Below are 18,838 nucleotides of genomic sequence, written 5' to 3' on the forward strand. Positions count from 1 at the left end.
CGGCTTCTCGCTAGGCCGCTGCGGCGTCGCGAAGGGCAAGCCCTGCCCTGAGGATGTTGATCGCCGCATTCACGTCGGCGTGCGCCTCGTAGCGGCACGCCGTACATCGGAACTCGGCTTGGGTGACGCGGTTCTCCTTTGCGTAGTGCCCGCAACGGGCGCACGTGCGGGAGGTGTTGGCGGGGTTCACAGCGATCAGCTCTCGACCGGCGCTTTCAGCCTTGTGCGCGAGGATCGTCAGGAACACCCCCCAACCCGCGTCGAGGATGCTCTTGTTCAGCCCGGCCTTGGCCGCCGCGCGGTTGGGCAGGAATGCGCCCGACTGGTCGGGGTCAGGCTTCGGCGCCGGGGCCTTGGTCATGTTCGCGATCCGCAGGTCCTCGTGCGCGATCACGTCGTAGTCCTGCACCAGCGCCAGCGCTGCCTTGTGCGCGCCGTCCAGTCGTTGACGACGGACCTTGCCGTGCAGCGCGGCCACGCGGGCGACGGCCTTGCGCCTGCGTTTCGAGCCGCGCTTCTTACGTGCGAGGTTCCGCTGGGCGGCGGCGAGCCGGTCAGCGGAAGCGGCCAGGTGGCGCGGGTTGCCGACCTGCGCACCGTCCGAGGTGGTCAGGAACGATGCCACGCCCATGTCGATTCCGGCGACCGCTCCGGTGGCGGGCAACGTCTCGGCCGGGACGTCGTCGCAGGACAGGACCACGTACCAGCGGGAGCCTTCCCGCTTCACGCTGATCGTCTTCACCCGGCCCTGCACTGGCCGATGCTGGTGAACGCGGACATGCCCGACGCCTTGCAGGCGCACGAACGTGGCGGCCGGGGGGCCAGGCTGGGAGTCCCACCGGCAGCCGTCACCGTCCTTTGGCCACTCGACGGTGTCGAACCAGCCCCGGCCCTTGAAACGTGGGTATCCGGGCGTGCGGGCCGCTTTGACGCGGTCGAAGAACGCGCGGAACGCCTTGTCCAGACGCCGGAGCGTGGCTTGCTGGGAGGAGAACGACCAGCGGGCTTGGTCCGGGATGCAGGCGCGGATTTCTTTGAGCTGGGCGGACTGGTCGCCGTACCGGATAGAGATCTTCGTCCGCTTGTACGCTTCGCGGCGCTCTTCGAGGGCGGCGTTGTACAGGGCGCGGTGGTCGTCCAGGCACGCGGTCAGGGCGATCACCTGGTGGCGCGTCGGGCGCATGAGGAACTTGCAGGACCTACGCACGGCCACCGCCCTTGGGCGGCCTCTCATACTGCGTCTCGATGTAGCGCTGCACCGTCTCAGCGGACACGGCGCCGACCGTGGCCACGAAGTAGGACCGCGACCACAGCGTGGGCAGCTGAGAACGCAGGTGCGCGAATTCGGCGCGCAGGTGGTGGGAGGTGAAGCCCTTGAACCGGTTGGCCACATACGACGGCGAGTTCTTCGGATGCGGCTTGACGAACAACTGCACGTGGTCGGGCATCACCTCAAACGCCATGATCTCCCAGTCGTGCTCGTCGGACTTGGCGTGGATCAGCTCCTCCAGGCGGGTTTTCACCCGCCCGCCGAGGACCGGGCGGCGGTACCTCGGGCACCACACGACGTGGTATCCGAGGTCATATGCCGCACCGGGGGAGGTACGCAGTGACGAGCCACACGATCATTATGACGGCGTCACACATCTAATGCGCGAGGAACGGAGACCTCTAATGACCGAATCTGACGGGTCACTGCACGCTCGGGCCTTGGCGGCCCTCCCATTCCCGATTCCCTCAACGGCTAAAGCCGCTGGTCCCCTCGGGAGAAACTGATGGACATGAGCAGGGAGGCGATCGCGAAGGCGATCATGCCTCTCAGGAGCAGTCTTCCCTTCCGTGAGCCTTGCCACGATGGCCCGACATAAATCTAGATGACCGCTTTGCGGCATTCGGCGCCAGGTCATGAAGCCGCCGTCATCATGAGGGGGTACGCCCGGGCGCGCGATGGAAGGAAAGGACAGGTGGCCACCCATGAGGCTGCTCATCGTCGGGGGCGCCGGCTTTCTCGGCGGCGAGCTGGCCCGGCAGGCGCTCGCCGCCGGCCACACCGTGGCCGCCACCTTCATGACCCGCCCCGGCGCGGCCCCGGGCGTCGCCTGGTCCCCTCTCGACGTCCGTGACCGGGAGGCGGTCGCCGAGCTGGTCGGCGCGCTCGCGCCGGACGTCGTCGTCAACGCCGCGCACCGCAAGGCGGACTGGACGGCGACGGCGGACGGCGCCGCCCACGTGGCCCTCGCCGTCGCGGCGGCCGGCGGGCGGCTGGTGCACGTGTCCAGCGACGCCGTCTTCTCGGGCGAGGCGGTCACCTACGCCGAGGATCGCGTGCCGGATCCGATCTCCCCGTACGGGGCGGCGAAGGCGGCGGCCGAGGTGGCGGTGCGGGCGATCGTGCCGGGCGCGGTGGTCGTCCGGACGTCCCTGATCGTCGGTGACGGCCGCTCCGGCCATGAGTCGTTCGTACGCGCCCTGGCGACCGGCCGGAAGCAGGGCGTGCTGTTCACGGACGACGTGCGCTGCCCGGTGCATGTCGAGGACCTGGCCGCGGCGCGACTGGTGCGCGGCCGGCGGGCGGACATGGACGTGCCCGGCCCGCTGGACGTGCGGCTGGACTGCGCGGCGACACAGCGGTGCCTGCGGACGCGGCTGCGGGGCGCGCGGGAGTTCCTGAGGCGTTCCTGAGGCAGGTCCCTCAGGACGCGGGTTCAGGGCTCGATGTGCGCCTTCATCGGCTGCCACGGCGCGGCGTCGAAGAGCAGCATGATCGAGGTGATCTTGCCGTCGGTGAGGCGGAAGTGCTCGGCCGTGCGCTGCGTGCCGACCGGCGTCGCGGTGTGCACGTCGTACACGAGTGTCGCCTCCGCCTCCCCGTACAGCTCGCTGATCAGGTCGACGCCCGTCACGATCGACACGAACCCCGGCAGGGTCGCCAGGTGGCCTTCCCGGTCCTCCGAGGTGATGAACGGGCTCTGGAAGCGGAACGGCTCTCCCAGGTGCTCGGCCGCCGCGCCCGCCTCCCCGCGGAAGCGCGACTCGTGGTAGCCGCGCACGGTGCGCCGGGTCTGTTCCGCGGCGGTCATGCTCGTCATGGCTGTTCCCCGTTCTGGGAGAGGTGGGAGAGGCGGTCGGCGAGGTGGTGCTGGTTGGCGGCCATCCGCAGGCACAGGTCGCGGAAGACGACCAGTTCCTCGGCGGAGAACCCCTGGAACATGGCCCGCATGGCCAGCCGGGACGGCTCGCGGAACGCCTCGATCCAGGCTCGTCCGGCGGGAGTGATCCGGGCCAGCACCGAGCGCCGGTCGCCCGGGTCGGGGACCCGGCGGACGAGCCCGTCGTTCTCCAGGGTGTCGACCAGGCCGGTGACGTTGCGGGAGCTGACCCCGGCGGCCCGGGCCAGGTCGCCGATGCTGATGCCCGCGTCGCTGCCGTTCAGCCGGATCAGCAGGTCCAGCGCGCCCGCGCTGACTCCCCGGCCCTGGGAGCCGTGTGCGCGCATGCGCTCGACGGAGTGGTAGGCGGTGCGGACGGCGGCACCCGCCTCGAAGGTGAGCAGGGTGAGGGGGTCGGCGGGGTCGCCGGCGAAGTCCGCCATGGCGGCTCTGACCCGGGGGTCGTAGAGGGACCCGTCGGGGTCGCGGTCGTAGTTATGTACGTCCTTCATGGTAAGAAGATAGATTAGTACGTACTTCCCGATATGGCGAGTCCTCCGATACGCGATCCTCGGCGATGACGGGCAGGCTCCGGCCGGAGGCGCCAGGTACGGGTGCGACCACCGGGTCCTCGGCGACATCGCGGAGGGCAGGGGCCCAGGCCGAGCACGGGAACGCGCGCTGGCCCGCCGCCGCGGCGCGCGAGGGCAAGGCCGTCGTGGGAGGCGTGAGCTGATCCCGGCGCCGCGGGCGTCACGACGGTTGCCCGGCCTCCTCGGGGAGGGGGTCCTGGCCGAGGAAGCGGGCCCCGTTGGCGGCGGAGGCCCGTACGGCGGCGAAGCCGTACTCGGTCATCTCCGCCTCGTACGCGCGCACCGCCTTCACCGGGTCCCCGCCGCGGGCCAGGGCCGAGGCGAGGGTCGTCGCGTCGCGCAGGGCGACGTTCGCCCCGGCCCCGGCCGCCGGGCTCATCGCGTGGACGGCGTCCCCCAGCAGGGTGACCCGCGTCGCCGGCCAGGACGGGATCGGCACGCTGGTGCGCAGCTCCAGCGGGATGATCTCCGCCCACCGGGCGATCATGTCGTGGACGCGGGGGTGCCAGCCGGGGGTCATCTCCATGACCAGCGCGCGAAGGTCCTCCTGGCTCATCAGGTCCAGGCCGGGAGGGAGGTCCTCGGCGCGGGCCCCGAAGGAGCACGTCGCGTAGCCCAGGGTGGGCGCGACCCCCACGGTCCGATGGCCGGGCCCGGTGATCGCGGTGAACACGTTCCCCATGTCGTACGCGAGAGCGAGCGGGATCTTGCCGTAGAGCTGGACCAGGCCGGTGCCCACGACCCGGGCGTGGGGCAGGTACCGCTCGCGCACGGCGGAGCCGATCCCGTCGGCGCCCACCAGCACGTCCCCCATGACGGCGGACCCGTCCGCGAACCCGGCCGTGACCGTCGAACGGTGGCCCGTCTCCTCGTAGCCCGTCAGGCGGGCCCCGAACGTGACGGCGTCCTCCACACCGGCCAGCAGCGTCCGGCGCAACGCCTCGCGGTCCACGGACAGGTGCCGCCCGCCGTGCTCCATGACGTCCAGCACGTTCAGCCTCGGGTCGAGGCGGACGAAGCGCGGCTCCGGCACGTGCGCGCCGGCCAGGAGCTCCTCCCAGCGCCCGGCCGGCAGCGCCGAGGAGAGCGCCTCGATGCCCGTCTCGCCCAGGTGCAGCCGGTACCCCTGACGCCGGGAGCCCACCGCGGGGTCGCGCTCGTGGACGGACACCTCGATCCCGGCCCCGCGCAGCGCGTTGGCCAGGCACAGCCCGCCGACCCCCGCGCCGGCGACGATCACCCTCACGGCAGGAACCTCTCGAACGCGGCGGCGTGCTCGACGGCCCACGAGGCGAGCGTGGCGGGGGACGTCCCGGTGATCTCCTCGACCGTCGTGGTGACCGACGGCGGCACGGTCGCCGCCATCTTCGCGTACCCGTCGAGCAGCTCGTCCACGAACGAGTCCGGGAAGGACGGGTCCGCCAGCAGCCGCGCGCGCTCCTCCTCGCGGGACAGCTCCTGCCAGCGCAGCGGCCGGCCGACGGCCTCGCCGATCACCCGCACCTGCTCGGCCTGCGTCAGCACCTCCGGACCGGTCAGGGTGTAGCGGCGTCCCGCGTGCCCGGGGCCGGTCAGCGCGCTCACCGCCGCCGCGGCGATGTCGTCCTCGTGGATCGGCGTCATCGCCACCGAGCCGTACGCTCCCCGGACGACGTCGCCGGCCCTGATCTGGTCGGCCCACCACAGGGTGTTGACCATGAACGTGCTGGGGCTCAGCACCGTCCACTCCATGCCCGACTCCCGGATCAGGTGCTCGACGGTGGCGTGCCAGCGGGCGACGGGGTTCGGCTGCTGCTCGGGCGGCAGCCCGGGACGCACCCCGCCGCCGGTCATGAAGACGACGCGGCGCGCGCCGCGCTTGATCGCGTCGAGGTACGGGGCCGCCTGCTCGTCCGAGTGGAACGGCCACATTAGGAACACCGCCTCGACGCCGTCCAGGACGCCGGGCGCGGTCAGGTCGGGCACGACCACCTCGACCCCCTCAGGAAGCCGGGCGGACTCGGGGCGGCGGCTGGTGGCGCGCACGGCGGCGCCCGACCAGGTGAGCCGCTCGACCACCCTTCTGCCGACGTTGCCGGTGGAACCGAATACCAGGTAAGTGCTCATGCGCCAACGATCGTCCCGGCAGGCCGGGCGGCGCACCTCAGACCAGGTTGAGTGCTGATTTCCGGCGTGAAATCATGAAATATGGAGAAAAGCGGCTCGCTTGACGACCTCGATCTCGCTCTCGTGCACGCCCTGCAGCTCGACGGGCGGGCCGCGTTCAACCGGATCGGCGAGGTCCTGGGCGTCTCGGAGCACACGATCGCCCGGCGCTACCGGAGGCTGCGCGGGGAGGGCCTGCTGCGCGTCGTCGGCGTCCTCGACGGCGCCCTGTACGGGCACACCTCCTGGGCGGTGCGGCTGGTCTGCACCCCCGACGCCGCCGGGCCGGTGGCCGAGGCGCTGGCCCGCCGTGACGACACGGTGTGGGTGCGCCTGACGTCCGGCGGCACCGAGATCGTCTGCGGCGTCCACGCGGCCGGCGAGGACGGCGGCGAGCTGCTGCTGAAGAAGCTGCCGCGCACGCCCCGGGTCGTCGCCATGACCGCGCACGCGTTTCTCCACATGTACGCGGGGTGGCGCAGCCGCGTCGCCGTCCTCTCCGACGACCAGGCGGCCCGGCTGCGTTTTCCTCCCCAGCCGCAGGACGTGCCGCCGTCCCCGGTGGCGGTCTCCCTCGGCGAGCAGGACCGGGCCGTGCTGCGGGTGCTCGCCCAGGACGGGCGGGCCGGTTACGGCGAGCTGGCGGCGGCCGGCCGCTGCTCGCAGTCCACGGTACGGCGGCGCCTCGACCACCTGCGCGGCGCCGGCGCGCTCAGGTTCGACGTCGAGATCCCGCCGCAGGCACTCGGCTACCGGGCGGAGGCATGGCTGTGGATGAAGGTGCGCCCGTCGCGGCTGGCGGAGGTCGGGGCGGCGCTGGCGGCGCACCCGGAGGTGGACGTGGCCGCGGCCATCACCGGCCCGAGCAACCTCATGGCCGGTGTGACCTGCCGGGACACGCAGGACCTGTACCGGTACCTGACCGAGCGGGTCGCGCCCCTGGAGGGCGTGCGGGAGCTGGAGACGTCCCCGGTCATCCGCACCGTCAAGCGGGTGGGCACCGTCCTTCTGTGAGGAAGCCGTGCTCCCATGAAGGATCAGACGGAGACGGGCCTCAGGGGCTCGACCGGGCCGGGCAGCGGCAGGCCGCGCTCGCGCCACAGCTCCCGCATCCGGTCCGGGTAGTCGGTCACGATCCCCGACACCCCGAGGTCGAGCATGCGCGCCCCCAGCTCGGCGTCGTTGACCGTCCAGACCGCCACGTCCAGCCCCGCCGCGGCGGCCTGCGCCATCAGGCGCTCGTCCACCATCACGTGCTCGGGCGACAGCGTGGTGGCCCCGGCGTCGCGGGCGGCGGCGGGGACGTCGTCGCCGAGCTCGCCGTTCCAGTGCAGCGTGTCGGGCTCGATCAGGGCGAAGCGCCGCGTGCCGGGCGCCAGGGCCGCCGCCTGCGCGATGACGCGCCAGTCGAAGCTGAGGATGGCCACGTTGTCCAGCCGGCCGTGCCGGTCGAGCTCGTCGATCACGAGCCCGGTGAACAGCTCGGGGTCGGCGGTCAGCTCGGGCCTGGTCGGGTCGGACTTGAGCTCGACGTGCAGGCGCACGGCGTCGGCCTCGTAGGCGTTGACCAGGCCGAGCACCGCGCCCAGCGTGGGCATGCGCGTCTCGGGGATCGCCACCTGGGTGATCGCGAACGGGTCGTCGGGGTGCCGCGGCAGCCGCACGCCCACGTCGAGGGTGCGGAGCTGGGCGAGCGTCAGGGAGTTGATGGGCTTGCCGACGTACGGGAACGCCGGGTCGCCGGCGCGTACCGGCCGCGTGTCGGCGCTCGTGACGGCCGAGACCGTGAGGTCGTGCGTGAGCACGAGCCGCCGGTCGGCGGTGAGCGCGACATCCAGCTCCAGCGCGTGGACCCCGAGCTCCATCGTGCGGCTCAGGCCGGGCAACGTGTTCTCGGGCCAGAGGCCCCTAGCCCCCCGATGGCCATGTATCTCAACGCGCACACCCGGACCCTACCGGGCCCCCGCCACCTTCCAGTGCCGCCACGCCGCATCCTTTTTGCCGGCAATATCCCGATGCATGAACCCGGGCGGATCAGTGGGACGGGCCGTCGAAGGTCCAGCTGTAGATCACCTGGTCCGTCTCCGGATCGCCGCCCGCGCCCGCGTACGTGGCCTGCGCCGGCGCGTTGTCCCTGCCCGTCGCCGTCCACAGCCCGTACAGGCCGCGCTCCCGGGCCAGCCGGGCGAGGGCCAGCACCAGCGCCCGCGCGATGCCCTGCCCGCGGAAGCCCTCGTCCACGCCCAGCTCGTACAGGAACATCTCCGTGCCCTTGTCCGGATGCGTCATCTCCACGCCGGTGACCATCCCGGCGGGCGTCCCGTCCACGTACGCGATGAGGAGGTGGTGCCCCTCGTCCGCCAGGAACCTGGTGGTGGCCTCCCGGCGCGGCGTGGCGTCGAAGAGGCGGCCGGCCGCCTCGACGGCCTCGAACGCGGTGACCCGGCGGATGTCCATGGGGTCGAGGGTAGGGGTCCGATGTGAGGCGTCGCATGCCCTTTTTGCCTGGATAGCGGCAATCTTCGTGCAATAAGCTGACCGTCATGACGGGGGCTCTCAAAACGGTCCGGCCGGAGACGGTCCGGGCATGGGTCTACGGCTGGGTGGTCTCCCGCGACGCCCCCACACCGGTGCGCGAGCCGTGGGGCCTGCGCGTGGACGTCGGCCTGCCCGGCCATATGGTGCGCCACGTCGTCCCGGCGCCCACACCGGCCACCCTGCGCCATCTCGCCGCCCTGCCGAGCGTTCCCGGCACCTGGCTGAAGCTCTGCGCGCCGCGGGAGGAGGTCGCGCCCTGGCTGCCGCCGTCCTGGGACGTGCAGGAGCAGGAGTACATGATGACCACCTCCCTCGACCCCGCGCCGCCGCGGACGAGGGGCCTGACCGGCATCACGGCCGCCGCGCGGACCGGCGTGACCGCGCCCTCCGGCTACACGCTGGCCGTCACCACGCGCGCCGGCGTCACCGTCGCCCGCCTGCTCACCACCGCCGGCGAGATGGCCGCGCGCGGGCAGCTCGCCGTCGCCGGCGCCACCGCGGTCGTGGACAAGGTCGAGACGGCGCCGAACCACCGGCGGCGCGGCCTCGGCACCGTCGTCATGCGAGCCCTGACTGCGACCGCCGCGGCGGGCGGCGCCGCCGACGCGGTGCTCGTCGCCACCCCCGCCGGCCGCTCGCTCTACGAGACCCTGGGCTGGGCCGTCCACACGCCCATGACCGCCGCGGTTCTCGCCGCCGGATAGGGCTCCGCCCGGCAGGGAGCCCTGCCGGGCGGGTCGTCAGGACCTCAGGTCAGGGGACGCAGGACCAGGGTGGCGTCACGCGCCGGGCCCACGCCGACCGCGCTGATCGGGGCGCCGCTCATCTCCTCCAGCGCCCGGACGTACGCCTGGGCGTTGACCGGCAGGTCCTCGAAGGTCTTGGCCCCCGTGATGTCCTCCTGCCAGCCGGGAAGCTCCTCGTAGATCGGCTTGGCGTGGTGGAAGTCGGTCTGCGTCATCGGGATCTCCTCGTGCCGCACGCCGTCCACCTCGTACGCCACGCAGACCGGGATCCGCTCCAGCCCCGACAGGACGTCCAGCTTGGTGAGGAAGAAGTCGGTCACGCCGTTGATGCGCGTGGCGTACCGGGCGATGACCGCGTCGAACCAGCCGCAGCGGCGGTTGCGACCGGTGGTGACGCCGTACTCGCCGCCGGTCGTGCGCAGCCAGTCGCCCATCTCGTCGGTCAGCTCCGTCGGGAACGGGCCGGAGCCGACGCGGGTCGTGTACGCCTTGAGGATGCCGATGACCTTCGTCAGCCGGGTCGGCGGGATGCCGGAGCCGGCGCACGCGCCGCCCGAGGTGGGCGAGGACGAGGTGACGAACGGGTACGTGCCGTGGTCGATGTCGAGCAGTGTGCCCTGGCCGCCCTCCAGCAGCACGAGCTTGCCGTCGTCCAGCGCCTTCGACAGCACCAGCGAGGTGTCGGCGATGTGCGGCTTGAGCCGCTCGGCGTAGCCGAGGTACTCCTCCAGGACCCGCTCCGGCTCGATGCCGCGCCGGTTGTAGACCTTGGTGAGCACCTGGTTCTTCTCGATCAGGGCCGACTCGATCTTCTTGGCCAGGATGCCCGGGTCGAGCAGGTCCTGCACGCGCACACCCATGCGGTAGATCTTGTCGCCGTACGCGGGGCCGATGCCGCGCCCGGTCGTGCCGATCCGCGCCTTGCCGAGGAAGCGCTCGGTGACCTTGTCCAGGGCCCGGTGGTGGGGCATGATCAAGTGAGCGTTGGCGGAGATCAGCAGACGCTCGGCCGAGATGTCGCGGGCCGCCAGCCCGTCGATCTCGTCCAGCAGCACGCGCGGGTCGATGACCACGCCGTTGCCGATCACCGGCACCACGTCGGGCGACAGAATCCCCGTGGGCAGCAGGTGCAGAGCGTACTTCTGGTCGCCGATGACCACGGTGTGGCCCGCGTTGTTGCCACCCTGGTACCGGACGACGTAGTCGACGTCGCCTCCGAGCAGGTCGGTGGCCTTGCCCTTGCCCTCATCGCCCCATTGGGCGCCCACGAGAACGACAGCCGGCATGGTTCTAGTCTCCCGAGCACAAAACGAAACCCCTGGCGCAAGCGCGACAGGGGCTCTTGCGTGCAGAGACTACCCGACTGTGCCTGTCTGTCCCAAGGGGGCTATCCGGCCGACAGCGCGTCGTAGGCGGCCTCGTCGCTGTCCTTGAGGAACTGCACGCACCGCTCGGCCTCGTCCTTCTCGCCGATGGCCTGGGCGGCCCTGGCCAGCGAGTAGAGGCAGCGCAGGAAGCCGCGGTTGGGCTCGTGCTCCCACGGGATCGGCCCGTGACCCTTCCAGCCGTTGCGGCGCAGCTGGTCGAGCCCGCGGTGGTAGCCGGTGCGGGCGAAGGCGTAGGAGGTCACGGCGTGCCCCTGCGCGAAGTACTCCTCCGCGAGGGCGGCCCAGGCCGCCGGGTGGGCGGGGAACCTGGCGGCCACGTCGGAGGGCTTGGCCCCGGATTCCAGCGCCTCCCTGGCCTCGGGCAGGTCCGGCAGGTAGGTCGGGGGCGGCCCGGCGAGAAGGTTGTCCATAGGACAAGTCATACCCGCCGGGCCCCTGACGTGGCTAGGAGATCTTCGTCCCAGCGCTCTTGAGGTGTTCGCACGCCTCGACCACGCGGGCGGACATGCCGGCCTCGGCGGCCTTGCCGTACGAGCGCGGGTCGTAGGCCTTCTTGTTGCCGACGTCGCCGTCGACCTTGAGCACGCCGTCGTAGTTGCGGAACATGTGGTCGGCGATCGGCCGGGTGAAGGCGTACTGCGTGTCGGTGTCGATGTTCATCTTCACCACGCCGTACGAGATGGCCTCGTGGATCTCCTCCAGCGAGGAGCCGGAGCCGCCGTGGAAGACCAGGTCGAACGGCTTCTCCTTGCCGTACTTGCCGCCCACCGCCTCCTGGAGCTCCTTCAGCACGCCCGGCCGCAGCTTGACGTGGCCCGGCTTGTAGACGCCGTGCACGTTGCCGAACGTGGCGGCCAGCAGGTAGCGGCCCCGCTCGCCGAGCCCGACCGCCTCGGCCGTGGCCAGCGCGTCGCCGGGCGTCGTGTACAGCTTCTCGTTGATCTCGCCGACGACGCCGTCCTCCTCGCCGCCGACGACGCCGATCTCCATCTCCATGATGATCCTGGCCCGCGCGCACTTGTCCAGGAGCTCCTGCGCGATCTCCAGGTTCTCCTCCAGCGGCACGGCCGAGCCGTCCCACATGTGCGACTGGAAGAGCGGGTCGAGGCCACGCGAGACACGTTCGAGGGAGATGTCGATGAGCGGCCGCATGAAGCCGTCCAGCTTGTCCTTCGGGCAGTGGTCGGTGTGCAAGGCCACGGTCACCGGGTACTTCTCGGCCACCACCCGGGCGTACTCGGCCAGTGCCGTCGCGCCCGTCACCATGTCCTTCACCGTGGCGCCCGACAGGAACTCGGCGCCACCCGTGGAGACCTGGACGATGCCGTCGCTCTCGGCCTCGGCGAAACCGCGCAGCGCGGCGTTCAGCGTCTGCGAGGAGGTCACGTTGATGGCCGGGTAGGCGAAGCCGCCAGCCTTGGCCCGGTCCAGCATCTCCGCGTAGATCTCTGGAGTGGCTATCGGCATGATTCATCTCCCTGAGAAGTAAGGCTCGGCGTTGCCCAGTATTACTGTCCGCTACCCCGCGTGGTAGTGACAACGCCTCGCGCGTCACCCGTCGAGCGCCTGTGCTGAGGGTAGGCTCAGCCTGTGGACTCGCTCTTGAATCTTCTCGACCCGACGTGGTGGCTCACCATCCTTGGCGCCTTCGCGACGATCGGCGTTCTGGCCATCATCTTCGCCGAGACGGGTCTGCTGCTCGGCTTCTTCCTGCCGGGTGACTCGCTGCTGGTCGCGGCCGGGATCTTCAGCTCCGCGTCCGTGGCCGTCGGCATGGGGATCGAGCCGCTGTCCTTCCCGATGCTGCTGATCGGCACTCCGCTGTGCGCGATCGCGGGCGCCCAGCTCGGGCACTTCCTCGGGGCGAGGTTCGGGCGGAGGATGTTCGACAAGCCCGACTCGCGGCTGTTCAAGCGCGAGCACGTCGCACGGGCCGAGGAGTTCTTCGAGAAGTTCGGCCCGGCCAAGGCCGTGGTGCTGGCCCGGTTCGTGCCCATCGTCCGCACCTTCATGAACCCGGTCGCCGGCGTCCTGGAGATGCCCGCCAAGCGGTTCTTCGTCTGGAACGTGATCGGCGGAGTGGTCTGGGTCGAGGGCCTGCTGCTGCTCGGCCACTTCCTCGGCAACAAGGTCGATCCCAAGCAGATCGACAAGTACATCCTGCCGGGCGTCTTCATCATCGTGCTGATCTCCCTGATCCCGATCATCTTCGAGGTGATCAAGCGGCGCCGCCAGGCCAAGGCCGCGCCGGTGCCCACGGGCAAGCACCACCGCATCCCCACGAGCACCGACGGCCCGTAACCAGGACCGGCCTCTCGCAGATGTACTCTCCGGTGTGTGGGACGCCACAGGTCAGATCCGATGGGCCTCGCCCGCCTCGCGATCGCCGTTCTCGCGGTCGCCGGGGTCGCGACCCTTCTCGTCATCGGCGGGCGCGCGCTGTTCCTGTCGCTCGACACCCCTGAGCGGGCCGAGCCGCAGCGCGCCACCGCCGAGCCGACGGCCGGCGCTCAGGTGCCGACCGTGCGCCTCGAATGCGTGGCCGACACCTGCCCTCTCGTCACGGTACGGGTGCCGGGCGGCGACGTGCTGCAGTATCGCGACATGACCAGGGGCGAGGAGGTCCGCTACTTCCAGCCGGAGCTCGACGTGGTGCTCACGGACGCGGCCACGGTCCGGGTCACCGAGAACGGCAAGCCGCGGGCCCAGGGCAAGGCGGGCGAGCGCGAGGCGTTCACGGTCAAGGCGCCCTGACCCGACCCGGGCTCGGACCCCGGGCAGGGTCGCTCGGAGTCGCCGGCCGGGTCGCTCAGAGTCCCAGGTCGGAGAGCGTGTACGCGCTGCGGTACTCCAGCCCCTCCTCGGCCATGCGCGCGGCCGCGCCGCGGTCGACGATCGTGGCCACGGCCACCACCTCGGCGCCCGCCTCGCGCAGGGCCTCCACGGCCGTCAGCGGCGACGCGCCGGTCGTCGAGGTGTCCTCGAGCACGAGCACGCGCCGGCCCTTCACCTCGGGGCCTTCCACGCGCCGCTGGAGGCCGTGCGCCTTCTGCGTCTTGCGCACCACGAACGCGTCCAGCCTGCGCCCCCGCGCCGCCGCCGCGTGCAGCATCGCCGCGGCCACCGGGTCGGCGCCCAGCGTGAGCCCGCCCACGGCGTCGTACGCGAGATCCTCGGTGAGGTCCAGCATCACCCTGCCCACGAGCGGCGCCGCCACGGCGTCGAGCGTGATGCGGCGCAGGTCCAGGTAGAAGTCGGCCTCCTGCCCGGAGGAGAGCACCACCTTGCCGTGGACCACGGCCTTGTTCTCGATCTCGGCCAGCAGGTCGTCGCGATCCGTCATGCGCCCAAGCTTAGGGGCCTGATCGGGGCGCGTTCCCTCCGGTCCGCAGGTAAAGGCGCCTCGGGGGTTTGACCATGCCCACGGCTGCGGAATGACTCGGCGAGGCAACGAATCGTAATCGCGAGGTGACCATGTGTATTGCATCACCACAGAGCGATGCCGAACTCCTCGAAGCCGTCAAAGTGGGCAATGCCGCCGCCTACCGCCTGCTCCAGGACCGTCACGTGCCCGCCGCCCGCGCGCTGGCCCGCCACCTCGTACGCGGGGAGGCGGAGGTGGAGGACGTGGTGGCCGAGGCGTTCACCAGGGTCCTCGACCTGGTCGGCCGGGGGGCCGGGCCGGAGGACGCCTTCCGCACCTACCTGCTGACCGTGGTGCGGCGCACCGTCCACGACCGGGCGCGGGTCGAGAGCCGCCGGGTGACGCCGGACGACCCGTTCGACCCCGCCGTGCCGTTCGTCGACCCGGCGCTCGCGGGGCTGGAGAGGTCGATGCTCGCCCGGGCGTTCCTGTCGCTGCCCGAGCGGTGGCGGGCGGTGCTGTGGCACGTCGAGGTCGAACGCGCCGGTCCCGCCGAGGTGGCGCCGCTGCTGGGGCTGTCGCGGGGCGAGGTGTCACCGCTGGCCTACCAGGCCCGCGAGGGGCTGAGGCAGGCGTACGTGCGGCTGTACCTGTCCGCCTCGCCCGACCCCGCGTGCGTGCCGGTGCTGGGCCGGATGGCGGCGCAGGTGCGGGGCGGGCTGTCGCGGCGCGACTCCAGGACGGTGACGACGCACGCGCGCGGCTGCGCCCGCTGCCACGCGGTGCTGACCGAGCTCACGGACATCGGCGCGGGGCTCCGGGTGGTGGTCGGGCCCCTGCTGGTCGGCCCGGCCTTCCCCGAGTACGCGGCGGACCCGTCGCGCGCCCCGGCGGGGGCGCCGGCGTCGGCGCTGCTGCGGGTCACGGTGACACCCCGGCACGCGGACGAGGGTGCCGCGTTCTGGGGGAGGGACGACGAGGACGCGGACACGGACGAGGCGGCGGAAGCGGAGGAGGAGGACCTCGCCTTCTGGGAATCCGTGGCGGACCGGGCGGGCGGGGAGGATGCGCGGGGCGGCGCCGCCGAGAGGGGCGGCGCCGCCGAGAGGGGCGGCGTCGGCGGTGATGGGGCCGAGAGGGGCGGCGTCGGCGGTGATGGGGCCGAGAGGGGCGGCGTCGGCGGTGATGGGGCCGACAGCGGCGGCGCCGGGGCTGGTGGGGCCGAGAGGGGTGGCGGCGGAGGCGGTGGGGCCGACGGTGGCGGTCGCGACGCGGGAGACGCTGAGGCCGAAGGCGGTGAGGGGGAGGCCGGCGCCTGTGGGGCGCGCCGGAGCCCGCGCCTGGTCGGCTGGCTTCAGCGCGTGGCGGCGAGCCCGCGGGTGGCCATGGCGGGTGGCGCGGCGGTGGCCGTCGCCGCGGCCACGACGTTCGCCGTCGCCTCCGGGAGCCGGACGGTCGAACGGATCGCCACCTCGCCCATGGCGCACCCGCTCGGGTCCGAGCGGTCGCCGCTGACCGTGGTGGAGCCGGACCCGATCTCACCGCCCGGCCCAGGGGACATGACCGGCGGGGACGCGGCCCGCCTGCGTGCCACGATCGACCCGCTCGGGGCGCTGGTGCGGGGCCGGTCCGGCATCGTGGCGATACGGCTGCGCAACTACGGCAGGGGGCCGAGCGCGGGTGTGAAGGCGATGGTGGACCTGCCTCCGGGGATCACGATGATGCCCCCGGGCAGCCGCGGCCATGGCGCCGTGCTGGGCCCGGCGACCCCGCCACGGCGCACTCCGCCCCGCGACGCCGTCCCACCCGAGGACGACCCCTCGGGCCGCGACGACCCCTCGCGACGTGGCGACTCTTCGGGGCGTGACGGGGCGGGGGAGCACGGTGGCGTGCCCGGACGGGAAGCCGCCCCCGATGATCTGGGCGACTTGCTCGACCTCGGCACCCCACCGAGCCTCGGCACCCCTCCGAGCCTCGGCACCGCACCGAGCGACGGCACCGCACCGAGCCTCGGCACCGCACCGAGCGACGGAACCGCACCACGCCACGGCACCCCACCGAGCCCCGGCGTCGCGCCTCGCGGAGCGGGGGCGTCAGGCGGAGCGGAGGCGGCGGACGGGGGCGCGTCCTCGCGCCGCCACCGGCACGGCGCCGGTTCGCCGAGGTCGTCCGGTGGCGGATCCGCCGATCCCCGCCCGTCAGGCGGCGCGGTCGCCAGGTGGACGTGCCGGGCGGTGCCGGAGGGCGCGCGGTGCGTCCGAGGGCCCCTGGAGGCCGGTGGCAGCACGGTGCTGCTCCTGCGCGTCCAGGTGGCCGCCGCCGCCGCGGACGGTGCTGCTCCGGCCGTGCGGATCAGGGCCGGGCGGGTGCGGACGGCGGCCCGGGCCGCGACGGGGGTGCGGCCGTCGGGGGCGCCCGCGAGGTTCGCCACGGAGGGCAAGGTCTCGGTCATGGCGATCGGCAACTCCCTGCTGACCTGCCCCGGCGGTCAGAGCGGCTGCGCCGCGGCCAGGCGGCGCGAGGGCGCCAGGCGCGACAACGACCTGTGGTCGATGGTCCCGCTCGACGCCGACCGGACCGGCTCCACGGCCGCCTCCAGCGCCGCGCGCCTGCGGATGCCGCGCGGCGGCCGGATCGTGTGGGCGGGGCTCTACTGGTCGGCCGGCGGGAGCGTCCCGGGGCCGATCAGGCTCAGGCCGCCGGGCCACCGGAGGTACGAGCCGGTGCGGCCGGACGAGGTGGAGGACGCCACGCTGCCGTCGGGCCCGGCCTACCAGGCGTTCGCCGACGTCACCGGCCTGGTGGCCGCCTCCAGGAGGGAGGGGGAGTGGTGGGCGGCCGACGCGCCCATGCTGCCGGGGGTGTCCCGGCACGCCGGATGGAGCCTCGTGGTCATCGCGACCGACCCCGGCCGGCCGTACACCAGGACGGTCGTCCTCGACGGGGCCGTCGCGACCGGCGACGGGAGCGCCCCGCTGCGACTCCCGCTCGACGGCCTCGCGCCCGGCCGGACGTCCGGCGCGACTCCGGACGCGACTCCCGGCGGGACGACGCCCGGACGGACGGGCGTGACTCCGGGCGGGACGACGCCCGGACGGACGGGCGTGACCCCCGGCGGGACGGCGTCGCGACGGACGCCGGCGCGGGTGCGGCTGGTGACGTGGGAGGGGGACGCCGAACTGGACGGCGACGCGGTGTCGGCCGGTGGCGGCCCCCTGGTTCCGGCGGGCGGCGACCGCGACCCCGCCAACCCGTTCGACGGCTCCTCCGGCGGGGCCGCGGGCATGACGTTCGGCGTGGACGTGGACACGTTCGAGACGGACCTCGGGGACGATCCCGCCCTCACCATTACCAGCGAGAAAGATGCGATTTTGTTTGGAATTGCCGCTGTCAGCGCCCGTACGCGTCAGTAACCATAAACCCGGACAAACTGGTACGGTCTTCATGAATCATCTGGCGTATGCCCGGGCCGGTGGCGAATCGTCGGGATTAACCCTCGGACGATCACCCGCTTTCACTACCCTGAGAAAGGGCCGCCAGTCCGGCTCTGACGGTGCAGAGCCAGTGAGGTCGGACCATCAGGAAAGGGGCGGTGTCACAGTGGATCGCTGCGCGCTGTTCGTGGACGCCGGCTACCTGCTGGCCGACGGCGCGATGGCCGTGCATGGGACCCGTCATCGCGAGGCGGTCGCGTGGGACTACCCGGGTCTGCTCCAGCTCATGAGCAACCTCGCGCGGGAGCGCACCGGGCTGCCGCTGCTGCGCTGCTACTGGTACGAGGCGACGGTCGAGGGCCGCCGCACCCCGGAGCACGACGTCCTCGCCGACATCCCGGGCCTCAAGCTGCGCCTGTCGCGCATCCGGCCGGGCCGGCGCGAGGGCGTGGACGCCCAGGTCCACCGCGACCTCATGACGCTCGCCCGCAACAACGCCATCTGCGACGCGGTGGTCGTCAGCGGCGACGAGGACCTCGCTCAGGTTGTCTGCGACGCGCAGGACCTCGGCATCCGGGTGACCGTGGTGCACATCGCCACCGAGGGCGCCTGGGCCGTCTCGCGCGCCCTGCGCCAGGAGGGCGACGACCTCATCGAGCTGGGCAACGTCCACCTGCGGCCGTTCGTCAACCTGGTGACCGGCATCAGCGAGGTCTCCAACGGCCACCACCCGCTCTCCAACGGCCACGCCGCCGCGCACGCCGCGACCCACTCGCTGCCGCCCGCGCCGCCGCCGTCCTCGTCCCTGCCCACGCCGCTGCCCGCGCCCAAGCCGAGCGGCAGCCACGCCGCGCCGCCGACGACCTCGTCCCCGGCGCTGCCCGCCACGCCCGAGGCGCAGCCGTCGTCCGGTCGCGGCCAGTCCTCGACGCCGTCGCCGTCGCCGACCTACTACCACCAGGAGCCGGCGAGCCAGGCCCCGGCGACCGGGCCCATCCCGCAGCAGCAGCCGGCGTCGCCGCAGTCGCCGTCCACCGGGCAGTTCGCCGCGCAGCCGTCCAACGGCTCCTACCAGCAGCCGTCGAACGGCTCCTACCAGCAACCGGCCAACGGCGCCTACCAGCAGCCGTCGCAGCCCGCGCAGCCGTCGAACGGCTCCTACCAGGCGTTCGGCGCCTTCACCGGCCCGCAGTCCACGCCGCCGACTCCTCCCTCGACCTCGCAGGCCACCACCCTGGCCGACGCCGTGAAGGCCGCGCACCGCGAAGGCCACGACTTCGGCGAGTCGGTCGCGCGTGACGCGCCCGCGCTGTGGCTGGAGGCCGTGCTGGCGCGCAAGCCGCGCATGCCGTCGGACCTGGAGGCCAGGCTGCTGCAGGGCTCGTCACTGCCGATCGACTTCCTGCTGCACGACGAGGTCCGCCACGCCCTGCGCCGCGGCTTCTGGGACGCCCTCGAACGCGCCCGTCACTGAAGGAAGG

General features: G+C 72.6%; 19 protein-coding genes. 7 read left to right on the top strand and 12 right to left on the bottom strand.

The features are described 5' to 3' along the window. Positions 1 to 10: 10 nt before the first annotated feature. Entirely contained in the window at positions 11 to 1,234 is a 1,224-nt protein-coding gene (locus HTZ77_RS19120; RefSeq protein WP_205302861.1) for an RNA-guided endonuclease InsQ/TnpB family protein, read from the bottom strand. Continuing rightward, the gene (gene tnpA, locus HTZ77_RS19125) at positions 1,200 to 1,610 is read right to left on the bottom strand and encodes an IS200/IS605 family transposase (RefSeq protein ID WP_175591309.1); all 411 of its coding nucleotides are present in this window, start codon (positions 1,608 to 1,610) and stop codon (positions 1,200 to 1,202) included. Before tnpA ends, HTZ77_RS19120 begins: the two co-directional genes overlap by 35 nt. Before the next feature lie 364 nt (positions 1,611 to 1,974). Between tnpA and HTZ77_RS19130 the strand changes: the two genes are divergently transcribed. Further along, positions 1,975 to 2,682, top strand: coding sequence for a sugar nucleotide-binding protein (locus tag HTZ77_RS19130; protein WP_175590983.1), 708 nt, complete (start codon positions 1,975 to 1,977; stop codon positions 2,680 to 2,682). A 23-nt stretch (positions 2,683 to 2,705) separates the two neighbouring features. Here HTZ77_RS19130 and HTZ77_RS19135 read toward each other — a convergent pair whose 3' ends face one another. The 4 genes from HTZ77_RS19135 to HTZ77_RS19150 all read right to left on the bottom strand — a co-directional run bounded on the left by HTZ77_RS19135 (position 2,706) and on the right by HTZ77_RS19150 (position 5,848). Beyond that, complete coding sequence (locus tag HTZ77_RS19135) at positions 2,706 to 3,089, bottom strand: hypothetical protein (protein ID WP_205302862.1); 384 nt, start codon at positions 3,087 to 3,089, stop codon at positions 2,706 to 2,708. Beyond that, on the bottom strand, positions 3,086 to 3,661 hold the full coding sequence (locus tag HTZ77_RS19140; protein WP_175590984.1) for a MarR family winged helix-turn-helix transcriptional regulator: 576 nt from the start codon (positions 3,659 to 3,661) through the stop codon (positions 3,086 to 3,088). Before HTZ77_RS19140 ends, HTZ77_RS19135 begins: the two co-directional genes overlap by 4 nt. Before the next feature lie 241 nt (positions 3,662 to 3,902). Then, on the bottom strand, positions 3,903 to 4,988 hold the full coding sequence (locus HTZ77_RS19145) for an FAD-dependent oxidoreductase (protein ID WP_205302863.1): 1,086 nt from the start codon (positions 4,986 to 4,988) through the stop codon (positions 3,903 to 3,905). Beyond that, complete coding sequence (locus tag HTZ77_RS19150) at positions 4,985 to 5,848, bottom strand: SDR family oxidoreductase (RefSeq protein ID WP_175590985.1); 864 nt, start codon at positions 5,846 to 5,848, stop codon at positions 4,985 to 4,987. The genes HTZ77_RS19145 and HTZ77_RS19150 overlap by 4 nt, the downstream gene beginning before the upstream one ends. Positions 5,849 to 5,929: 81 nt before the next feature. Between HTZ77_RS19150 and HTZ77_RS19155 the strand changes: the two genes are divergently transcribed. Beyond that, positions 5,930 to 6,901: an Lrp/AsnC family transcriptional regulator gene (locus HTZ77_RS19155; protein WP_175590986.1), complete on the top strand. Its 972-nt coding sequence runs from the start codon at positions 5,930 to 5,932 to the stop codon at positions 6,899 to 6,901. A gap of 23 nt (positions 6,902 to 6,924) precedes the next feature. On the opposite strand, the gene HTZ77_RS19160 is transcribed toward HTZ77_RS19155, so the two are convergent. Together HTZ77_RS19160 and HTZ77_RS19165 are read right to left on the bottom strand one after the other, a co-directional pair. Beyond that, complete coding sequence (locus HTZ77_RS19160; RefSeq protein WP_175590987.1) at positions 6,925 to 7,830, bottom strand: glycerophosphodiester phosphodiesterase family protein; 906 nt, start codon at positions 7,828 to 7,830, stop codon at positions 6,925 to 6,927. 91 nt (positions 7,831 to 7,921) lie between these two features. Beyond that, complete coding sequence (locus tag HTZ77_RS19165) at positions 7,922 to 8,344, bottom strand: GNAT family N-acetyltransferase (RefSeq protein WP_175590988.1); 423 nt, start codon at positions 8,342 to 8,344, stop codon at positions 7,922 to 7,924. 86 nt (positions 8,345 to 8,430) lie between these two features. Here HTZ77_RS19165 and HTZ77_RS19170 point away from each other — a divergent pair, with 86 nt between their 5' ends. Beyond that, positions 8,431 to 9,129 carry a GNAT family N-acetyltransferase gene (locus HTZ77_RS19170; protein WP_175590989.1) on the top strand — a complete coding sequence of 233 codons (699 nt, stop codon included), beginning with the start codon at positions 8,431 to 8,433 and terminating at the stop codon, positions 9,127 to 9,129. A gap of 44 nt (positions 9,130 to 9,173) precedes the next feature. Here the strand turns inward: HTZ77_RS19170 and HTZ77_RS19175 are convergent, their stop codons facing one another. The 3 genes from HTZ77_RS19175 to fbaA all read right to left on the bottom strand — a co-directional run bounded on the left by HTZ77_RS19175 (position 9,174) and on the right by fbaA (position 12,026). Continuing rightward, positions 9,174 to 10,457, bottom strand: coding sequence for an adenylosuccinate synthase (locus HTZ77_RS19175; RefSeq protein ID WP_175590990.1), 1,284 nt, complete (start codon positions 10,455 to 10,457; stop codon positions 9,174 to 9,176). 101 nt (positions 10,458 to 10,558) lie between these two features. After that, complete coding sequence (locus HTZ77_RS19180; RefSeq protein ID WP_205302865.1) at positions 10,559 to 10,969, bottom strand: DUF3151 domain-containing protein; 411 nt, start codon at positions 10,967 to 10,969, stop codon at positions 10,559 to 10,561. A gap of 34 nt (positions 10,970 to 11,003) precedes the next feature. Then, positions 11,004 to 12,026 carry a class II fructose-bisphosphate aldolase gene (fbaA, locus tag HTZ77_RS19185; protein WP_175590992.1) on the bottom strand — a complete coding sequence of 341 codons (1,023 nt, stop codon included), beginning with the start codon at positions 12,024 to 12,026 and terminating at the stop codon, positions 11,004 to 11,006. A 123-nt stretch (positions 12,027 to 12,149) separates the two neighbouring features. Here fbaA and HTZ77_RS19190 point away from each other — a divergent pair, with 123 nt between their 5' ends. Continuing rightward, positions 12,150 to 12,860 carry a DedA family protein gene (locus HTZ77_RS19190; RefSeq protein ID WP_328808652.1) on the top strand — a complete coding sequence of 237 codons (711 nt, stop codon included), beginning with the start codon at positions 12,150 to 12,152 and terminating at the stop codon, positions 12,858 to 12,860. 36 nt (positions 12,861 to 12,896) lie between these two features. Continuing rightward, positions 12,897 to 13,313: a hypothetical protein gene (locus HTZ77_RS19195; RefSeq protein WP_175590993.1), complete on the top strand. Its 417-nt coding sequence runs from the start codon at positions 12,897 to 12,899 to the stop codon at positions 13,311 to 13,313. 55 nt (positions 13,314 to 13,368) lie between these two features. Here the strand turns inward: HTZ77_RS19195 and pyrE are convergent, their stop codons facing one another. Continuing rightward, positions 13,369 to 13,902, bottom strand: a complete 534-nt coding sequence (gene pyrE, locus HTZ77_RS19200) for an orotate phosphoribosyltransferase (protein ID WP_175590994.1) — start codon at positions 13,900 to 13,902, stop codon at positions 13,369 to 13,371. A 182-nt stretch (positions 13,903 to 14,084) separates the two neighbouring features. Here pyrE and HTZ77_RS19205 point away from each other — a divergent pair, with 182 nt between their 5' ends. Both HTZ77_RS19205 and HTZ77_RS19210 read left to right on the top strand, forming a co-directional pair. After that, on the top strand, positions 14,085 to 17,336 hold the full coding sequence (locus tag HTZ77_RS19205; RefSeq protein ID WP_175590995.1) for an RNA polymerase sigma factor: 3,252 nt from the start codon (positions 14,085 to 14,087) through the stop codon (positions 17,334 to 17,336). Positions 17,337 to 17,523: 187 nt separating this feature from the next. Continuing rightward, positions 17,524 to 18,831, top strand: coding sequence for an NYN domain-containing protein (locus HTZ77_RS19210; protein WP_175590996.1), 1,308 nt, complete (start codon positions 17,524 to 17,526; stop codon positions 18,829 to 18,831). The last annotated feature ends 7 nt before the right edge of the window (positions 18,832 to 18,838 follow it).

Source organism: Nonomuraea montanisoli (assembly GCF_013363975.1).
GTDB lineage: Bacteria > Actinomycetota > Actinomycetes > Streptosporangiales > Streptosporangiaceae > Nonomuraea > Nonomuraea montanisoli.

Bases quoted from the DNA above. Each gene is read 5' to 3' on its own strand.
- HTZ77_RS19120 (WP_205302861.1), bottom strand. From the start codon at position 1,234: ATGAGAGGCCGCCCAAGGGCGGTGGCCGTGCGTAGGTCCTGCAAGTTC.
- HTZ77_RS19130 (WP_175590983.1), top strand. From the start codon at position 1,975: ATGAGGCTGCTCATCGTCGGGGGCGCCGGCTTTCTCGGCGGCGAGCTG.
- HTZ77_RS19135 (WP_205302862.1), bottom strand. From the start codon at position 3,089: ATGACGAGCATGACCGCCGCGGAACAGACCCGGCGCACCGTGCGCGGC.
- HTZ77_RS19140 (WP_175590984.1), bottom strand. From the start codon at position 3,661: ATGAAGGACGTACATAACTACGACCGCGACCCCGACGGGTCCCTCTAC.
- HTZ77_RS19150 (WP_175590985.1), bottom strand. From the start codon at position 5,848: ATGAGCACTTACCTGGTATTCGGTTCCACCGGCAACGTCGGCAGAAGG.
- HTZ77_RS19155 (WP_175590986.1), top strand. From the start codon at position 5,930: ATGGAGAAAAGCGGCTCGCTTGACGACCTCGATCTCGCTCTCGTGCAC.
- HTZ77_RS19165 (WP_175590988.1), bottom strand. From the start codon at position 8,344: ATGGACATCCGCCGGGTCACCGCGTTCGAGGCCGTCGAGGCGGCCGGC.
- HTZ77_RS19170 (WP_175590989.1), top strand. From the start codon at position 8,431: ATGACGGGGGCTCTCAAAACGGTCCGGCCGGAGACGGTCCGGGCATGG.
- HTZ77_RS19175 (WP_175590990.1), bottom strand. From the start codon at position 10,457: ATGCCGGCTGTCGTTCTCGTGGGCGCCCAATGGGGCGATGAGGGCAAG.
- HTZ77_RS19180 (WP_205302865.1), bottom strand. From the start codon at position 10,969: ATGGACAACCTTCTCGCCGGGCCGCCCCCGACCTACCTGCCGGACCTG.
- fbaA (WP_175590992.1), bottom strand. From the start codon at position 12,026: ATGCCGATAGCCACTCCAGAGATCTACGCGGAGATGCTGGACCGGGCC.
- pyrE (WP_175590994.1), bottom strand. From the start codon at position 13,902: ATGACGGATCGCGACGACCTGCTGGCCGAGATCGAGAACAAGGCCGTG.